We start from the raw sequence: 15,801 nt of genomic DNA on the forward strand, positions 1-15,801 counted from the left end.
GCCCGCCCCCGGCGGGCCCGGGGCATCCGGAGCTGCCTTTTGGGGCAGCCGGACAGTACGAACGGCCGCCGTCCGCGTAGCCGAGGCACAGGGCAGGCGCCAGGATCATTCCCTCGGGGGAATGGACCTGAATCCTCCGGCACCGGTACAACGGGCCCGTGGACTTCCCCCGCGCGTTACGCGACCGCCGAACCCGCCTCCGTCTCAGCCAGCTCGACCTGGCGCTCCGGGCGGGAACCACCCAGCGCCACCTCAGCTTCATCGAATCCGGCAGGTCCGCCCCTGGCCGGCCCATGGTCGTACGGCTGGCGGAGTCACTGGAGCTGCCGCTGCGCGAGCGCAACGAGCTGCTGCTGGCGGCCGGGTACGCGCCCGCATACCCGGAGAGTTCGCTCGACGATCCGGAACTGGCCCCGGTGAGGGCGGCGATCGACCGCATTCTGCGCGGCCATCTGCCCTACCCCGCCCTCGTCGTGGACCGGGCCGGTGACCTGATCGCAGCGAACTCAGCCTTCGACCTGATCACCGAGGGCGCGGCTCCTGAACTGGTCGGCCCCGGCAGGAACGTCTACCGTCTCGCGCTCCACCCCGACGGGCTGGCCCCTCGCATCCGCAACCTCTCCGAATGGGCGCGCCACATCCTCGCCGGCCTCGGTCACCTGGAGGAACTGCGGGACGAACTCACCGGGTACGTGCCCGGCCTGGAGCCGTCCGCCGGGCAGCTCGGATTCGCGGTCCCACTCCAACTGTGTTCGTCGTTCGGGGATTTGCGCCTGATGACGACGGTGACGACCTTCGCCACCGCCGTCGACGTGACGCTCGCCGAGCTGAAACTGGAGGCGTTCCTGCCCGCCGACCAGGAGACGGCCGAGGCCCTCTCGGCGGCGGCCCGGCCGAAGGTCCCGGCCGGGCCGCCGCCGGGTCAGGCCCCCGGGAACATGTAGTCGGACTTGATCCGCCCGTCCTCGTCGAGCACCAGGATCTCCAGTCCGCCACCGACCACCTCGCCGGTGCCGGCGGACACCGTCTCCCAGGAGAACTTGACCATGTCGTGCAGACGTACGGCATCGGCGCGGGAGCGGAAGGTGAGCCCCGCTTCCTTGACGAACTCCTCGTGACTGCGCGCCACCCGGGCCTCGAAGGCGTCGAAACCCCGGGCCTGCAGGGTCGATCGGCCGAATCCGAGTCCTGTGGCGATCTCCCGTATCTCCAAGGGTGGTTGGAGGAAGTGGGTACCGTCCTCGGCCCACAGCTGCTCGATGGCCGCACGGCGTTGGGCGGCATCCGGCACCACCCACTGGGCGATGTAGCGGTTGGCCAGGTCCTGAGGGTCGGTCTCGGTCACGTGTGAACTCCTTGCCCGGTGGATCGCTTCGGACGAGATCCTGCGCCCGGCACGGCGTACCGGCAATTCCCTGCCGGGAATGGGCGGTGGTGGGGCAGCCGGGCGTACGGTGCGCCCCCGGGCGGGAGCAGGGGCCGCACCGTCCGACGTCACTCGTCGGCCGTGATCACGTCACCCGGTCAGGCCTTGCCCCTGGTGACGACCCACTTGCCGTTGACCCAGTTGCCTACGGTCTCGTAGCCGGAGCGGAAGGAACCGAGCCAGTTCAGCGTCAGGCCCGCCTCAGCGGCGGACCGGACGGGGGTGTAGCTGCCGGCCTCGTCGTCCGGGCCCCCGGTGGTGTTCTCGGCGACGTACGGGAAGGGGTAGACGGGGCGGGTGGCCGTGACCTTGCCGGCACCGTCCGTCGACGTGGTCGTCAGACTGTCGGGGGCGTCGCCCTTCGTGACCCAGTCGACGACGGCGGTCAGCGCGTCGAAGTCGCTCGGGCCCTGTCCGCCGCCGCAGTGCGCGACACCCGGGAGGAGGAACAGCCGGGCGAAGCTCGCCGTCGCCGCTGTGCCGCCCATGACCTTCTGCACGGCCTTGTAGTACGCCATGGTGCCGACGGCGGGGATGTGCTGGTCACCCAGCCCGTGCCAGAGGATCAGCTTGCCGCCGGCTGCCTTGAACGCCTTGAGGTCCGGGTCGGTGGCGTCGTACATGCCCTCGTTGGGCCGGACGATCTTCCTGTAGTAGGCCTCGGTGAACTCGATGTCCCGGTAGGTCAGAGTGGGTTGCGGGCTGTCGAAGACCTGGTAGCGCAGGGTCTCCCTGACGAAGTTGATGTCTCCGCTGGTGCCGGTGGCCTGGGCCGGCACGATGACCCCGGCCCAGTTGAGTTCGGAACCGCGGAGCTGGTAGCCGGGGTAGAGCAGCTTGCCGTGCTTGTCGGTGGGGCCGGAGTAGATCCGGTGGAGTGTGGTGACCTGGTCAGCGGTCAGGCAGAAGTCCGCGGCCCTGGAGGTCTGTCCGGACCGGCATGCGAGGGCGGCCGGATCCCAGGTGCAGCCCAGCGGGTCCGCGATGGTTCCGTCGGTGGCGGCGCAGCCCTTGAGGACCGCCTCGTGCAGCGGTGCCAGGTCTGCGATGGTGAGCGTGGCGGGGCCGCCGTCGAGGTACACGGACTGGGCCGTCCACGCGTGCGAGAAGGTGTTGAGGGCGGTGAAGTTGTTGGCGGGGGCTCCGGCGATGATCCCGTCGAAGTCGTCCGGGTAGCGCTGCGCCTCGGTCAGCGCCTGGTGGCCGCCCTGCGAGCAGCCGTCGAAGTAGGAGTGGGTGGCAGCCTGCCCGTAGTACTTCTTGATGATCGCCTTGGCCGCCTGCGCGAGCTGGTGGTCGGACTTGTATCCGAAGTCGGCGCGCAGGGTGGGGTCGGTGGAGAACAGGCCGCCGCCCTGGGAGTGCCCCTCGTCGCTGGAGGCGACGGCGAAGGCTCCGGTGGTCAGCGGAACACAGCCGCTGGAGGCAGGGGCGCTGCCCGTGCTCACGTTTCCGCAGAGGCCGCCGCAGCCGACCTGAAGGTAGTCGGACTGCCAGCCGCTCTCGGGCAGTCGGAGTTCGAAGTGGATCTGCGGGGCGATCACACCCTTGACGTAGCAGGCTGCCCAGTTCCCGAGCGTGCTGCTGCCTGCGGCCAGCTCCGTCGCCGAGCTGATCTCGAAGGGCACGCCGGGTACGTCGGCTGCCAGATCGAGTGCGGCGATGCCGGAACAGGGCAGGGCGGGTGCGGTGCCGGAGGATGCGGCGGTCGTCGCCAGGGCAGCGGCCGAGGCCGGGGCGGTGTCCGAACCGTTGTCGGTCGTGCTGTCGGCGAGCGCCATGCCCGTCCCGCCGGCAAGTGCGAGGACGGCGGCGAGGGTGGCCAGTACGGCAGCCGGTTTCCGTCGGAACCAGCGTGAGGGTATGGGCATACCCGGACTCCGTTCGATCGCGGCCCGGGACTCGTGCCCGTCAGCCGGTCTTGTGGGTGCGTACAGGAGGGGCGGAGGGAGGGGCGGACGCGCCTCGATGCGTGGGGCGCCGCCGCCGTACGGCTCCGAAGCGGCTCTACGGCGAGGAACGTAGCCCGGTGTGGATCTCGGCGCAAGGCTTGGCAACGAGATTGTTGACAATCCTGTTGGCGTAAGTTTACGTTCGACAGGCACTCACTCAGGGAGGGCATTGATGCCGAAGGAAGCGCGTCCCAGTTCCGGAGAGCAGGCCAAACAGCACGCACTCGGGGAGCTGCGACAGGCGATTCTGCAAGGGGAGATGGCGCCGGCCCAGCGGCTGGTGGAGGACGAACTCGCCGAGCAGTTCGGTGTCACCCGGGCCAGCATCCGGGCGGCACTTCTGGAGCTGGCATCCGAGGGGCTGGTCGAGCGGATCCGTAACCGCGGATCACGCGTCCGCGTGGTGACCAAGGAGGAAGCGGTCGCCATCACCGAGTGCCGGATGGTCCTCGAAGGACTCTGCGCCGCCAAGGTGGCCGCAGGGGCCACCGAGGAGCAGCTGGCCGAGCTGGCGGCGACGGGCGCGGCGATGGCCAAGGCGGTCGCCGACGGCGAGCCGATGACCTACTCCGAGCTCAACCACCGGCTGCACGCGCAGATCCGGGAGTTCTCAGGCCAGCAGACGGCCGTCGGGCTCCTGGAGCGGCTGAACGGCCAACTCGTGCGCCATCAGTTCCAGTTGGCGCTCAGGCCGGGCCGTCCGCAGAAGTCCCTGAGTGAGCATCTGGCCGTGATCGACGCGATCACGTCCAGGGACCCGCAGGCGGCGGAAGCAGCCGTCCGCGCCCACCTCGGCAGCGTGATCGACGCCTTGCGCGACGACTGACGCGACTCGGGGCGGGAGCACACCTGTCACCAAGGAGAGTTCGCAATGACGCACGGCAAGGTGCCCGCCACCCCACGATCGACGCTGGTGATCACCGCGCACGCCGGGGACTTCGTCTGGCGGGCGGGCGGCGCCATAGCCCTCGCCGCCTCCCGCGGGGAGCAGGTCACCATCGCGTGCCTGACCTTCGGTGAACGGGGCGAGTCGGCCAAGGCGTGGCGCGAGGGCAAGCAGCTGGCGGAGATCAAGGCGATCCGCCGCGAGGAGGCCGAACGGGCCGCGGCGGCTCTCGGTGCCGCAATCGTCTTCTTCGACGCCGGTGACTACCCGCTGCCGGTGACGCCCGAGCTCACCGACCGGCTGGTCGCCGTCTACCGCGAGGCGCAGCCCGACGTGGTCCTCACCCACCCCCTCATCGACCCGTACAACGGGGACCACCCGGCGGCCGCCCGCATGGCCCTGGACGCGCGCGTCCTGGCCCAGGCGATCGGCTACCCGGCCGGGGGCGAGATCATCGGGGCTCCCCCGGTGTTCTTCTTCGAACCGCACCAGCCGGAGATGTGCGGGTTCACGCCCGAGGTCCTGCTGGACATCACGGAAGTCTGGGAGACCAAGCGCAAGGCCATGGAGTGCCTGGCGGCCCAGCAGCACCTGTGGGAGTACTACACGGACCTCGGCAAACGGCGCGGTGTCCAGCTCAGGCGCAACGCGGGCCCCAACCTCGGCCTTCAGCACACCACTTGGGCCGAGGCGTACATGCGCCCCTACCCGCAGGTCACCGGGGAGCTGGCATGAGCGGCGTCATCGTCACCCGTCCCCCGAAGGCGTCGGCCGAGGACGTGACCGCGCTGTCCGGTTACGGCGTCGCGACCGTGCACGAGGCGCTCGGCCGCACCGGCCTCCTCGGCCCTCACCTGCGCCCGATCCAGCAGGACGTACGCGTGGCGGGCACCGCGGTCACGGTGCTCAGCTGGCCCGGCGACAACCTCATGATCCATGCGGCCGTCGAACAGTGCGGCGAGGGCGACCTTCTCGTCGTCACCACCACTTCGCCCTCCGCCGACGGAATGTTCGGCGAGCTGTTCGCCACCGCGCTGCGGTACCGGGGCGTCCGCGGCCTGGTCACCAACGCCGGGGTGCGCGACACCTCCGAGCTGCGCGAGATGGGCTTCCCCGTCTGGTCGGCCGCTGTCTCCGCCCAGGGCACGGTCAAGGCGACCGGCGGATCGGTCAATGTGCCGGTCGCCATCGGGGGCCACATCATCCGCCCCGGTGATGTGATCCTCGCCGACGACGACGGCGTGATGTGCGTTCCGCGCGAACGGGCCTCGGAGGCCGTTGTGTTGTCGCAGGCACGCACGGCGAAGGAGGAGGCGTCACGCGCCGCGTTCGCCGAGGGGCAACTGGGTCTCGACCGGTACGGGCTGCGCGAGACGCTCGTACGCCTCGGTGTTCGGTACCAGCAGTACGACGAGCACGCCGCGGACGCATCAGGATCCGGGCGGTGACCGCGCCCGCCGGGGTGCGCTGCATGCTCCTGCGCGGCGGCACCTCCAAGGGCGGCTACTTCCTGGCGGAGGACCTGCCCGCCGAACCGGCTCTGCGTGACGATCTGTTGCTGCGCATCATGGGCAGTCCCGACGCACGCCAGATCGACGGTCTGGGCGGGGCGCATCCCCTCACCAGCAAGGTGGCGGTGGTTCGCCCATCGGCCGGTCCCGACACCGACGTCGACTATCTCTTCCTTCAGGTCGGCGTCGGCACGGCGGATGTGTCGAGCCGTCAGAACTGCGGCAACCTCCTCGCGGGAGTCGGCCCCTTCGCCGTCGAACGCGGCCTCGTCACCCCAGGCCGGGCGGAGACCTCGGTGCGGATCCGCATGCTCAACACGGGGGATCTCGCCACCGCGACCTTCCCCACTCCGGAAGGGCGCGTCTCGTACGAGGGCGCCGCCGAGATCTCCGGGGTGCCGGGTGCCGCCGCACCGGTGGTGATCGACTTCCCGCCGGGCAGCAGTCCCCTGCTGCCCACGGGCAGCGTCCGCGACACTCTCGCCGGCGCGTCGGTGACCTGCGTGGACAACGGCATGCCGACCGTCCTGATCGCCGCCTCGGCGCTGCGGCTCACCGGCTACGAGGATCCGCGGGCGCTGGAGGCGGACCCGGCCCTGGCCCGGCGGATCCGCGAAATCCGCCTCGAGGCAGGGCCGTTGATGGGACTCGGAGATGTCACGAACGCCACCGTGCCCAAGGTGAGCCTGCTGGCGCCGCCGCGGCACGGCGGCGCGGTGTCGACGCGCACGTTCATTCCGGTGCGCTGTCACACATCCATCGGCGTACTGGGCGCCGCGAGCGTGGCCGCCGGGCTGCGTATCGCGGGCGGCGTCGGTGAGGACGTGGCGCGGCTGCCCGCCGACGGGGACCGGCTGCGCATAGAGCACCCCACGGGGTTCCTCGACATCGAGTCGGCCGTCGAGCGGGGCGCAGGTGGCTCCCTTCCGATGGCCGGCCGCACCGCTGTCGTACGTACCGCCCGAAAGATCTTCGACGGCACGGTCTTCCCGCGCCCCGCCTGACCCCCACCCGGATCAACTCCCCCGCACCCCCGCACTTCTAGGAGTCGCAGATGACCCCGCCTCTCGGAGACATCGCCCACCTCGGCCATGTCGAACTGCTCACCCCCGACCTGGACGCCAGCGTCCGCTTCTTCACCGACTTCCTCGGTCTGACCGAGAACGGCCGTTCCGGCGACTCCGTGTACTTGCGGACCTGGGACGACTACGAGCATCACAGCCTCACGCTCACCGCCCACTCCACCCCAGGAATCCGACGCACGGCCCTGCGCACCTCCAGCGAGGACGCGCTCCGCCGCCGGATCGAGGCCATTGAGGCGGCAGGCCGAACGGGCCGCTGGGTCGAGGACGAACCGGGCATCGGCCGGCTGTACGTCACCACCGACCCCGACGGCCACGAGCTGGCCCTGTACTGGGAGAGCGAGTGGTACGAGGCGCCGGAGGAACTACGGCCGGGCCTCAAGAACCAGCCGCAGGCCAAACCGGGCCGCGGCGTGGGGGTTCGCCGGCTGGACCATGTCAACTTCCTGGGCGCGGACGTCGCGGCCAACGGCGACTTCCACCGTGAGGTCCTCGGCGCCCGCCCCACCGAGCAGATCCGGCTCGACAGCGGAAAGATCGCGGCCCAGTGGCTGACGTTCACCAACAAGTCCTACGACATCGTCTACACCGAGGACTGGACGGGGTCGAGCGGCCGGCTCCACCACATCGCGTTCGCCGCGGACACCCGCGAGGACATCCTGCGCGCCGCCGATCTCGCCCTGGACACCGGCGTGTTCATCGAGACGGGCCCGCACAAGCACGCCATCCAGCAGACGTTCTTCCTGTACGTCTACGAACCGGGCGGCAACCGCATCGAACTGTGCAACCCGCTCACCCGCCTGGTGCTGGCCCCCGACTGGCCCCTGATCACCTGGACCGAGGCCGAGCGCGCCAAGGGCCAGGCCTGGGGTCTGCGCACCATCGAGTCGTTCCACACCCACGGAACGCCGCCCGTCGCCTGACGTTCGGCACCACCGTTCGGCCCCGGTCCGGCAGCACACCAGACCGGGGCCAAATTGTTTCTAAGATTGTCAACAAAAGCGTTGACACACTCTTCCGGTGTTTCTACCGTCAAGGCCATCACTGCGAGCGCGCATCTCGCCTCGCGTCGGGTCGGTGGCTCGAGCCGCGCCGACCGCCCCCTCTTCCCAACCTCCAGGGACTCTCCTCCCGGACGAGAGGAAACAATGATGTCCTCCTCGCTCGCCCCGGCCGCCCGCGGCAGCAGAATGGCCATGCTGGTCATCGCTCTGTGCTGGCTGGTCGTTCTCTTCGACGGCCTCGACATGTTCATCTACGGCTCGGTGCTGCCCCACATGCTGGAGCAGCACGCCCTGGGCCTCGAACCGTCCATGGCCGGCGACCTCGGCAGCTACGCCACGTTCGGGATGCTGGTCGGCGCCCTCTCCTCGGGGACGCTCACCGACCTCATCGGGCGCAAGAAGATGATCATGTCCTGCACCGCGCTGTTCTCGCTGGCCTCGGCCCTCTGCGCGGCAGCCCCCTCGGTCACCGTGTTCGGCCTCGGCCGGACGCTGGCGGGACTCGGACTCGGCGGCCTCTTGCCGACCGCGATCACGATGGTCTCGGACTACGCCCCGCGCGCCCGCGGCGCCTTCGTCATCGGCACGCTGATGACCGCCCACCACGTCGGCGGCATCCTCTCCGCGTACGTCGCCCTGTGGATCGTGGAGCCCCTCGGCTGGCGTGCGGCCTTCTGGGTCTGCGTGGTCCCGCTGGTCATCGCGGTACCGCTGGTCGCCCGGTACATGCCGGAGTCGCTGAGCTTCCTGGTCGCCAAGGGACGTACCACCGAGGCGCATGAACTCGCGGCGCGCTACGACGTCGAGATGCCGGCGGCGAAGGACCCCCGGGCCGTCGGCGACCGCTGGTACGCCCTCGCCCAGCTGTTCCGGGGCAAGGAGTGGATCCAGACCCTGATGTTCTGGCTGGCCTCCTTCGGCGGCCTGCTGCTCGTCTACGGCGTCGCCACCTGGCTGCCCACCATGATGCGGAGCGAGGGCTACGAGCTCGGTTCCTCACTGAACTTCGTCGTCGTCTTCAACCTCGGCGGCATAGTGGGGATGCTCGTCGCCGGCCGCTGCGCCGACCGCTTCGGCGCGGCGCGCATCTCCGCGATCTGGTTCGTGCTGACCGCCGTCGGCGTCTATCTGCTGAGCGTCCACATGCCGCTCGGGCTGACCTTCACGGTGGTCTTCGTCACCGGCCTGTTCCTCAACAGCGCCCAGACGATGATCTATGCGACGGTGGCCGGCTACTCCACCTCCGCCAACCGGGCCACGGCCGTGGGCTGGACCTCCGGAATGGGCCGCTTCGGCGCCGTGTTCGGCCCCTGGCTGGGCGGTCAGCTGCTCGCCAACGGAGCCGCGAACTGGGGCTTCACCGCCTTCGCCCTCTCCGCCGTGTTCTCCACGGTCTTCATCACCCTGGCCGGTCTGCGCATGTCCCGGCGGACCCCGGAGCAGCCCGCGGCACGTCAGGTGACGGCCACGGCCTGACCGGGGCGGCCGCCACGGGGCCCGGTGGGCCGATGAGGCATGGCGACACGCCTCATCGGCCCACCGCGTGCGCCGCATCCATGTCCTGTGGTCACGGAGCGCTTCCGGGAATCATGCCGAGCTGGCGCAGCTGCGCGTACACGTCGACCACCCCCCAGATCTCCGCGATGCGGCCGCCGTCGAAGCGGACGATGAAGATCTCGTCGTAGATGACGGACCTGCCGGTCGGCGGCAGGCCCCGGTATTCGCCGAGGTGGGTCCCGGTGACGGTCTGTCTGCTGACGATCCTGTCCCCCTCCGCGATCATGTCCTCGATCGTGACGCGGATGCCGGGAAAGGCGCGCAGAAGCACCGTCCACACGTGCTTGAGTGCCTCCACCCCCGTCTCGCCGCTCGGCACGGGTGCGTGGAACAGCAGATCCGGGGCGACCACCTCGTCGATCGTCCTGGAGACGACGTCCAGGTCACTGCTGTTCACCGCGTCGTGGAAGCGGCTGAACGTCGCTTTGTTGCGGGCTTCCTGCTCCGTCGGCACGGTGCTTCTCCTCGGATCACTTGTGGAGGACGGCCTGGATCACCAGGCTGATCGACACCTTGTTGCCGACCAGGACACCGCCTCCGTCCGTCCGGGCGGTGACGGCGAAGTCGCGCCGGTCGATCCGCGCGGTCGCGGAGAAGACGGCCTGCCGGCCGCCGGACGGACCCGGACCGAACCCCTGCACCTCCACGGTCAAGGGCACCTGCCGGGTGACACCGTGCAGGGTCAGCTCGCCGTCCACGGTCCAGGCGTCCCCGCTCCGGCGGATGCCGGTGGAGCGATAGCTCATCGTCGGGTGACGCTCCGCGTCGAGGTAGTCGGCGGAGCGCAGGTGGGTGTCCCGCTTCTCGTTGCCGGTGTCGATGGACGCCACATCGATCGTCGCGGTCAGCTCCGAGCCCCGCGGTTCCCCGCTCGTGACGATCGTGGCGTCGCAGCCGGTGAACCGGCCTCGCGCCGTGCCGACCGTGAGGAAGCGGACGGAGAAGCGGATCTGGCAGTGTGCCGGGCCGGCCTTCCAGATGCCGGCCAGATAGCCCGGGATCGCGGCTGTGGCGGGGGCGGAGCTCATGACGTCCTCCATCGTTCAGGGTTGTCCCTCATACCTGGAAGACGAACGGGGCCCCGCCCAGGGGACAGTCCGGGTCAGGTTTCTCCGAGCCGCCGGCCCAGAAACCCCCGCTCGGGCGCCGAGCCGGCCAGTTCGATCGCCCTGCGGTACGCGGTCCGGGCCTCGGCGGTCCGGCCGAGGCGCCGCAGCAGTTCGGCGCGGGTCGAGTGGTAGTAGAGGTAGCCGTCGAGGTCGAGACGGTCGACGGCGCGCAGTGCCGCGGCGGGTTCGCCGGCCTGGGCGAGCGCTGCGGCGTGGTTGAGCTCGACGACCGGGGAGCCGGTGAGTTCGACCAGCCGGCGGTACAGCGCGGCGATCTGCGGCCAGTCGACCGGCTGCCGTGTCTGCATCGACGCGATGACCGCCTGTACGACATAGGCGCCGCGCCCGCCGAGCGCGAACGCCCGGTCGAGCACGGCCCGCCCCTCCGCGATCTGCCGCAAGTCCCACAGCGACCGGTCCTGGTCGTCGAGCAGCACGAGGTCCTCGCCCGAGAACCGGGCGTGCCGCCGGGCGTGGTGGATCATCATCAGCGCCAGCAGCCCGTGCGCCTCCGGCTCGTCCGGCATGAGTCCGGCGAGCACGCGCCCGAGCCGGATGGCCTCGGCACCCAGGTCGACCCGGCCCCGGTAGCCCTCGTTGTAGATCAGATAGATCACGGCCAGGACCGCGTCGACGCGGTCGGGCAGCAGGTGCGCGCCGGGCACGGTGAACGGGATACCGGTCGCCCTGATCTTCGCCTTGGCGCGTGAAAGGCGCCGCTTCATGGTCTCCTCGGAGACGACGAACGCACGGGCGATCTCCGCGGTCTCCAGACCTCCCAGGGCCCGCAGAGTAAGCGCCACCTGCCCCTCCGGCGGCAGAGCCGGGTGGCAGCAGGTGAAGATCAGCTCCAGGCGTTCGTCCTTGATCAGGGTGTCGTCGAACTCGTCCATGACGGCCTCCGGTGCCGGCAGGAGGTGGATCTTCTCGGCCAGGGTGCGCTCCCGGCGGATCCGGTCGATCGCCCGGTTTCGGGCTGTCGTCACGAGCCACGCGCCCGGCCTGTCGGGTACGCCCGACGTGGGCCAGCGCTCGGCGGCGATCGTGAACGCCTCCTGTGTGGCGTCCTCGGCCCTGTCGAAGTCGCCGAGATACCCGACGAGCGCGGCCAGTACCCGGCCCCACTCGTCCCGGAAGACCTCCTCCAGCCCGGTCAGCGCGGCACCACCGGCCGGATCTCCACCGTGCCGCCGTAGCGGGCGGCCGGGACGTGCGAGGCGATCTCGATCGCCTCGTCCAGATCCGTCGCCTCGATCAGACAGATGCCGCCGAGTACCTCTTTGGTGTCGGCGAACGGGCCGTCCGTGATCAGTGTCCGGCCACCGGCCACGCGCACGCCCGTCGTCATCTCGACGGGCTGCAACTGCGCCGCCACGACGCACCGCGTGTCATCGGCCAGCGTCAGGTACTCGGCATACGCCGCCTCGCGTTCCGCGTCCGTCAGCGCTTCCTCCTGGTCGGGCGCAGCGTGGATCAGCAGGGCGTACTGCATCGCATCCTCCGAATTGAGCGGGCTCTCACCCACACGACGAACGAGCAGCAGCGTAGGGGACATGGCACCTGCATGCGCGCGGAACCATCCGACGTCGATCGAATGCTCGCTAATGCTCGAAACTCGGCGACGATGAACATCTCTTGACATGTCACCGTCGTTCCGGCGAGAGTCGTCCCCGCCAGTGATGCCGGTCTCGTAACGAGGAGCGTTGCCGCATGCCTGAAATCCCTGAAGTCTCACGCCGCTTGGTCCTGGGAGGAACGCTGGCCACGGGGGCGCTCGCCGTCGGGCTCGGATCGGCCGCACCTGCTTCGGCGGCTCCCGGGGCCGCCGCACCGTCCGCACTCGTCCACGCCGGCGCGCCCCGTCGGGCGGCGGGCCAGAAGTCCATGATCAACGTCCCCTTCGAGCCCCACGCGACGGTCCGCGTCGGTGTCATCGGGCTCGGCAACCGGGGATCCGGTATGACCACGGGCTGGTCGGTCATCCCCGGCTGTGTCGTGGCCGCGGTCTGCGACATCCGCGCCGACCGTGCCAAGCGCACCGCCGACGGGCTGGTGACGGCCGGAAAGCCGCGTCCTGCCGAGTTCGGCGGCTCCGCCGACAGTTACGCCGAGATGCTCAAGCGCGACGACATCGATCTCGTCTACATAGCGACGCCCTGGGAGTTCCACTACGAACAGGGCAAGGCCGCACTCCTGGCCGGCAAGCACGTGATCGTCGAGCTCCCCATCGCGACCGAGCTCGACGAGCTGTGGGACCTCGTGGACACCTCGGAGCGCACCCGCAAGAACCTGATGCTGTCCGAGAACTGCAGCTACGGCCGCAACGAACTGGCCATGCTCAAGATGGGCCACGAGGGCCTGTTCGGTGAGATCACCAACGGTCACGGCGGCTACCTCCACGACCTGCGCTCCCTGCTGTTCTCCGACACGTACTACACCGATTCCTGGCGCCGTCTGTGGCACACCCGCTCCACCGCGTCCTTCTACGCGATGCACGGTCTCGCTCCCATCGCCGCCGCCATGGACATCAACCGCGGTGACCGGATGACGACGCTGACGGCCACCGCGACGGCGCCGAAGGGACTCGCCGACTACCGCGAGCGCTTCATGCCGAAGTCCCACCCGTCGTGGAACGAGACGTACATCAACGGCGACCTGGTCACCTGCCAGATCCGGACGGCGAACGGCCGGACGATCCGGGCCGAGCACGCGGTGAGCGCGCCCCGCCCGTACAGCCGGATCAACTCGCTCGTCGGCAGTCGCGGCATCTTCGAGGACTACGCGGGCACGTCGACCACGGACGCACGTGTCTACTTCGAGCCGGACCACAGCGGCGACGCCTGGCGCGACTTCGACACGTACCGCAAGGAGTTCGACCACTGGCTGTGGAAGGAGCTCGGTGACGAGGCCGAGAACGGCGGTCACGGCGGCATGGACTACGTCCTGCAGTGGCGCACGGTCCAGCTGATGCGGGCCGGCCTCGTCCCCGACATCGACGTGTACGACTCCGCCTCGTGGTGCGCACCGGTTCCGCTGAGCGTCATGTCCCTCGCCGCCAAGGGGCGTCCGGTGGAGATCCCGGACTTCACCCGCGGCTCCTGGGTCAACCTGCGCATGGGACTCGACTCGCGCACCACCGAGATGCCCCCCGTCGTCCGATGACCTCCCCCTCCGAGGAGCACGCCATGAGAACGGCCCGACTGATCAATCCGCTCAGAGCCGCAGCGGTGGCTGCAGCGGTCCTGCTCGTTCCCGCACCGGCGGCCACGGCCGCGCCCGCGCCACCGGTGGCCGCCGCCGAGGCACAGACCGAGGTGACCGTCTCCCCCGTGGACCTCGACGGACCGGTCATCTCGACGGTGAAGGTCACCGTCAAGAACTCCGCACCGCAGCGCCTGCGTTCACTCAAGGTGTCCTTCGCCGGACCCGTCGGATGGGCGGTCCAGCCGTCCGTGCAGAGTGTGTCCGGGTCCTTCGCGACGGGTGCCTCGGCCTCCGCGACCTTCCGGATCCAGGTCCCGGAGAAGCGGTCCGGATTCGTGATCCGTACGTTCACGGCCACGGCGACCTACCAGGGTGGCGACGGCCTCGGAACGGCCACCGGCACCCGGACCGACCGCTCCGGATCACCGCAGGCGAACCTGGCGGCGACGTACAACGGAGTGGCGATCACCGACGAGTCGGCCACGACAGCCGGTAACTACGACGGCGAGGGCAACAGCTTCTCGGCGCAGAAGCTCGCCGCGGTCGGCCTGACGCCCGGAGCGAAGGTCGACGCGCTGGGCGCCACCCTGACGTGGCCGGACGTGCCCGCCGGTACGAAGGACAACGTGGCCAGTGCGGGGCAGGCCGTCACCCTGACCGGCCAGGGCTCCAAGCTGGTATTCCTCGGATCCGGCGTCGGCAGCGGTGCCACGGGCAAGGCCACCGTCTTCTACACAGACGGCACCACCGGCACGGGGACGTTCGGCTTCCCCAACTGGTCGTTCGACCCGGTCGACGCCCACGGCGCGACCCTGGTCAAGTCGACGGACGGCCGCAACCGGCCCGACGGCTACGGCAACGAGACGGTGAAGTACCGCGTGTTCGCCCATTCGATCGCGCTGGACCCGTCCAAGACGGTCGACTTCGTGGTTCTGCCCGCGAACGGGAACGTCCACCTCTTCGACATGGCGATCGCTTCCTGACCGTCCGCGACTGACCGGGCCCGGGCGGCGCGCAGTTCACGCCTCCCGGGCCCCGGTGGTCCGTCAGCCGTTGGCGAGGAGCTGGAGCGTGTCGATGACACGGTTGGAGAAGCCCCACTCGTTGTCGTACCAGGCGACGACCTTGACGTGCCTGCCCTCGACTCGGGTGAGCTCCGAGTCGAAGATCGACGAGGCAGGGTTGCCCGTGATGTCGGACGAGACGAGTGCGTCCTCGGAGTACTCCAGGACCCCGGCGAGCGGCCCGTCCGCAGCGGCGCGGTAGGCGGCCAGTACATCCTCGCGCGACACGTCGCGGGCCACGGTCGTGTTGAGTTCCACGATCGAGCCGACCGGCACGGGGACACGGATCGAGTCGCCCGACAGCTTGCCGGCAAGGTTCGGCAGCACCAGGCCGATGGCCTTGGCCGCACCGGTCGTGGTCGGCACGATGTTCACGGCGGCGGCGCGGGCGCGGCGTGCGTCGCGGTGCGGGCCGTCCTGCAGGTTCTGCTCCTGCGTGTAGGCGTGCACCGTCGTCATGAAACCGTGCTCGATACCGGCGAGCTCGTCGAGCACCGAGGCCAACGGCGCGAGGGCGTTGGTCGTGCACGAGGCGTTCGAGACGATCGTGTGCAGGGCCGGGTCGTACGCGTCGGTGTTGACCCCGTACGCGAGCGTGACATCGGCGCCGTCCGACGGCGCACTGACCAGAACCTTCTTCGCACCGGCGTCGATGTGGGCGCGGGCGGCCTTGGCCGACGTGAAACGGCCGGTGGCCTCCAGCACGATGTCGACGTCGAGCGCGGCCCACGGAAGCTGCGCCGGATCGCGCTCGGCGACCACCTTGATGCGCCGGCCGTCGACGACGAGGACGTCCCCGTCAAGTGTCACCGGACGCCCCAGCCTGCCGGACGTCGAGTCGTAGGCGAGCAGCCGCGCCAGAGCGGCGGGCTCGGTGAGGTCGTTGACGGCGACGACTTCGAGGTCACTGTCGCGCTCCAGCAGTGCGCGCAGCACATTGCGTCCGATGCGGCCGAATCCGTTGATGGCGATGCGAGTCATGGGGTGTCCCTTCGTCCCTGCGTTT

General features: G+C 69.9%; 16 protein-coding genes. 9 read left to right on the forward strand and 7 right to left on the reverse strand.

The annotated features are described in order from the left end of the window. Window positions 1-158 precede the first annotated feature (158 nt). Entirely contained in the window at window positions 159-944 is a 786-nt protein-coding gene (locus tag ACIOEW_RS25770; RefSeq protein WP_401966259.1) for a helix-turn-helix domain-containing protein, read from the forward strand. Here the strand turns inward: ACIOEW_RS25770 and ACIOEW_RS25775 are convergent. After that, complete coding sequence (locus ACIOEW_RS25775; RefSeq protein ID WP_401966261.1) at window positions 923-1,345, reverse strand: hypothetical protein; 423 nt, start codon at window positions 1,343-1,345, stop codon at window positions 923-925. The two genes, ACIOEW_RS25770 and ACIOEW_RS25775, sit on opposite strands and share 22 nt — an antisense overlap. Window positions 1,346-1,524: 179 nt before the next feature. Continuing rightward, complete coding sequence (locus ACIOEW_RS25780; RefSeq protein WP_401966264.1) at window positions 1,525-3,297, reverse strand: tannase/feruloyl esterase family alpha/beta hydrolase; 1,773 nt, start codon at window positions 3,295-3,297, stop codon at window positions 1,525-1,527. Window positions 3,298-3,550: 253 nt separating this feature from the next. Between ACIOEW_RS25780 and ACIOEW_RS25785 the strand changes: the two genes are divergently transcribed. The 6 genes from ACIOEW_RS25785 to ACIOEW_RS25810 all read left to right on the forward strand — a co-directional run bounded on the left by ACIOEW_RS25785 (window position 3,551) and on the right by ACIOEW_RS25810 (window position 9,337). Next, the gene (locus ACIOEW_RS25785; protein ID WP_362544451.1) at window positions 3,551-4,204 is read left to right on the forward strand and encodes a GntR family transcriptional regulator; all 654 of its coding nucleotides are present in this window, start codon (window positions 3,551-3,553) and stop codon (window positions 4,202-4,204) included. Between the two features lie 45 nt (window positions 4,205-4,249). Continuing rightward, window positions 4,250-4,999, forward strand: a complete 750-nt coding sequence (locus ACIOEW_RS25790) for a PIG-L deacetylase family protein (protein WP_401966265.1) — start codon at window positions 4,250-4,252, stop codon at window positions 4,997-4,999. Beyond that, window positions 4,996-5,712, forward strand: a complete 717-nt coding sequence (locus ACIOEW_RS25795) for a 4-carboxy-4-hydroxy-2-oxoadipate aldolase/oxaloacetate decarboxylase (RefSeq protein WP_401966266.1) — start codon at window positions 4,996-4,998, stop codon at window positions 5,710-5,712. Before ACIOEW_RS25790 ends, ACIOEW_RS25795 begins: the two co-directional genes overlap by 4 nt. Next, the gene (locus ACIOEW_RS25800) at window positions 5,709-6,779 is read left to right on the forward strand and encodes a 4-oxalomesaconate tautomerase (protein WP_401966268.1); all 1,071 of its coding nucleotides are present in this window, start codon (window positions 5,709-5,711) and stop codon (window positions 6,777-6,779) included. The genes ACIOEW_RS25795 and ACIOEW_RS25800 overlap by 4 nt, the downstream gene beginning before the upstream one ends. 50 nt (window positions 6,780-6,829) lie before the next feature. Further along, entirely contained in the window at window positions 6,830-7,780 is a 951-nt protein-coding gene (locus tag ACIOEW_RS25805) for a catechol 2,3-dioxygenase (RefSeq protein ID WP_401966271.1), read from the forward strand. Window positions 7,781-8,008: 228 nt separating this feature from the next. Further along, entirely contained in the window at window positions 8,009-9,337 is a 1,329-nt protein-coding gene (locus ACIOEW_RS25810) for an MFS transporter (protein ID WP_401966274.1), read from the forward strand. 91 nt (window positions 9,338-9,428) lie between these two features. Here ACIOEW_RS25810 and ACIOEW_RS25815 read toward each other — a convergent pair whose 3' ends face one another. The 4 genes from ACIOEW_RS25815 to ACIOEW_RS25830 all read right to left on the reverse strand — a co-directional run bounded on the left by ACIOEW_RS25815 (window position 9,429) and on the right by ACIOEW_RS25830 (window position 12,082). Further along, entirely contained in the window at window positions 9,429-9,872 is a 444-nt protein-coding gene (locus tag ACIOEW_RS25815) for an ester cyclase (RefSeq protein WP_401966275.1), read from the reverse strand. 16 nt (window positions 9,873-9,888) lie between these two features. Further along, window positions 9,889-10,446, reverse strand: a complete 558-nt coding sequence (locus ACIOEW_RS25820) for a YceI family protein (RefSeq protein WP_401966277.1) — start codon at window positions 10,444-10,446, stop codon at window positions 9,889-9,891. Window positions 10,447-10,520: 74 nt separating this feature from the next. Next, window positions 10,521-11,684: an RNA polymerase sigma factor gene (locus ACIOEW_RS25825; protein WP_401966622.1), complete on the reverse strand. Its 1,164-nt coding sequence runs from the start codon at window positions 11,682-11,684 to the stop codon at window positions 10,521-10,523. Then, window positions 11,681-12,082 (reverse strand): YciI family protein, encoded by a 402-nt coding sequence (locus ACIOEW_RS25830; RefSeq protein WP_362544427.1) that lies wholly within the window; start codon window positions 12,080-12,082, stop codon window positions 11,681-11,683. The genes ACIOEW_RS25825 and ACIOEW_RS25830 overlap by 4 nt, the downstream gene beginning before the upstream one ends. Window positions 12,083-12,237: 155 nt before the next feature. Between ACIOEW_RS25830 and ACIOEW_RS25835 the strand changes: the two genes are divergently transcribed. Then, window positions 12,238-13,689 (forward strand): Gfo/Idh/MocA family protein, encoded by a 1,452-nt coding sequence (locus ACIOEW_RS25835; RefSeq protein WP_401966279.1) that lies wholly within the window; start codon window positions 12,238-12,240, stop codon window positions 13,687-13,689. Window positions 13,690-13,712: 23 nt separating this feature from the next. Further along, window positions 13,713-14,714, forward strand: coding sequence for an NEW3 domain-containing protein (locus ACIOEW_RS25840; protein WP_362544423.1), 1,002 nt, complete (start codon window positions 13,713-13,715; stop codon window positions 14,712-14,714). Between the two features lie 63 nt (window positions 14,715-14,777). On the opposite strand, the gene gap is transcribed toward ACIOEW_RS25840, so the two are convergent. After that, a complete protein-coding gene (gene gap, locus ACIOEW_RS25845) occupies window positions 14,778-15,776 on the reverse strand; it encodes a type I glyceraldehyde-3-phosphate dehydrogenase (protein ID WP_362544421.1) in 999 nt (332 codons plus the stop codon). Window positions 15,777-15,801: the final 25 nt, after the last annotated feature.

The organism is Streptomyces sp. NPDC087901 (assembly GCF_044742205.1).
Classification (GTDB): domain Bacteria; phylum Actinomycetota; class Actinomycetes; order Streptomycetales; family Streptomycetaceae; genus Streptomyces.

Excerpts from the sequence above, each read along its gene's own strand:
- ACIOEW_RS25780 (WP_401966264.1), bottom strand. The coding sequence starts at position 3,297 with ATGCCCATACCCTCACGCTGGTTCCGACGGAAACCGGCTGCCGTACTG.
- ACIOEW_RS25785 (WP_362544451.1), top strand. The coding sequence starts at position 3,551 with ATGCCGAAGGAAGCGCGTCCCAGTTCCGGAGAGCAGGCCAAACAGCAC.
- ACIOEW_RS25790 (WP_401966265.1), top strand. The coding sequence starts at position 4,250 with ATGACGCACGGCAAGGTGCCCGCCACCCCACGATCGACGCTGGTGATC.
- ACIOEW_RS25795 (WP_401966266.1), top strand. The coding sequence starts at position 4,996 with ATGAGCGGCGTCATCGTCACCCGTCCCCCGAAGGCGTCGGCCGAGGAC.
- ACIOEW_RS25805 (WP_401966271.1), top strand. The coding sequence starts at position 6,830 with ATGACCCCGCCTCTCGGAGACATCGCCCACCTCGGCCATGTCGAACTG.
- ACIOEW_RS25810 (WP_401966274.1), top strand. The coding sequence starts at position 8,009 with ATGTCCTCCTCGCTCGCCCCGGCCGCCCGCGGCAGCAGAATGGCCATG.
- ACIOEW_RS25820 (WP_401966277.1), bottom strand. The coding sequence starts at position 10,446 with ATGAGCTCCGCCCCCGCCACAGCCGCGATCCCGGGCTATCTGGCCGGC.
- ACIOEW_RS25830 (WP_362544427.1), bottom strand. The coding sequence starts at position 12,082 with ATGTCCCCTACGCTGCTGCTCGTTCGTCGTGTGGGTGAGAGCCCGCTC.
- ACIOEW_RS25835 (WP_401966279.1), top strand. The coding sequence starts at position 12,238 with ATGCCTGAAATCCCTGAAGTCTCACGCCGCTTGGTCCTGGGAGGAACG.
- ACIOEW_RS25840 (WP_362544423.1), top strand. The coding sequence starts at position 13,713 with ATGAGAACGGCCCGACTGATCAATCCGCTCAGAGCCGCAGCGGTGGCT.
- gap (WP_362544421.1), bottom strand. The coding sequence starts at position 15,776 with ATGACTCGCATCGCCATCAACGGATTCGGCCGCATCGGACGCAATGTG.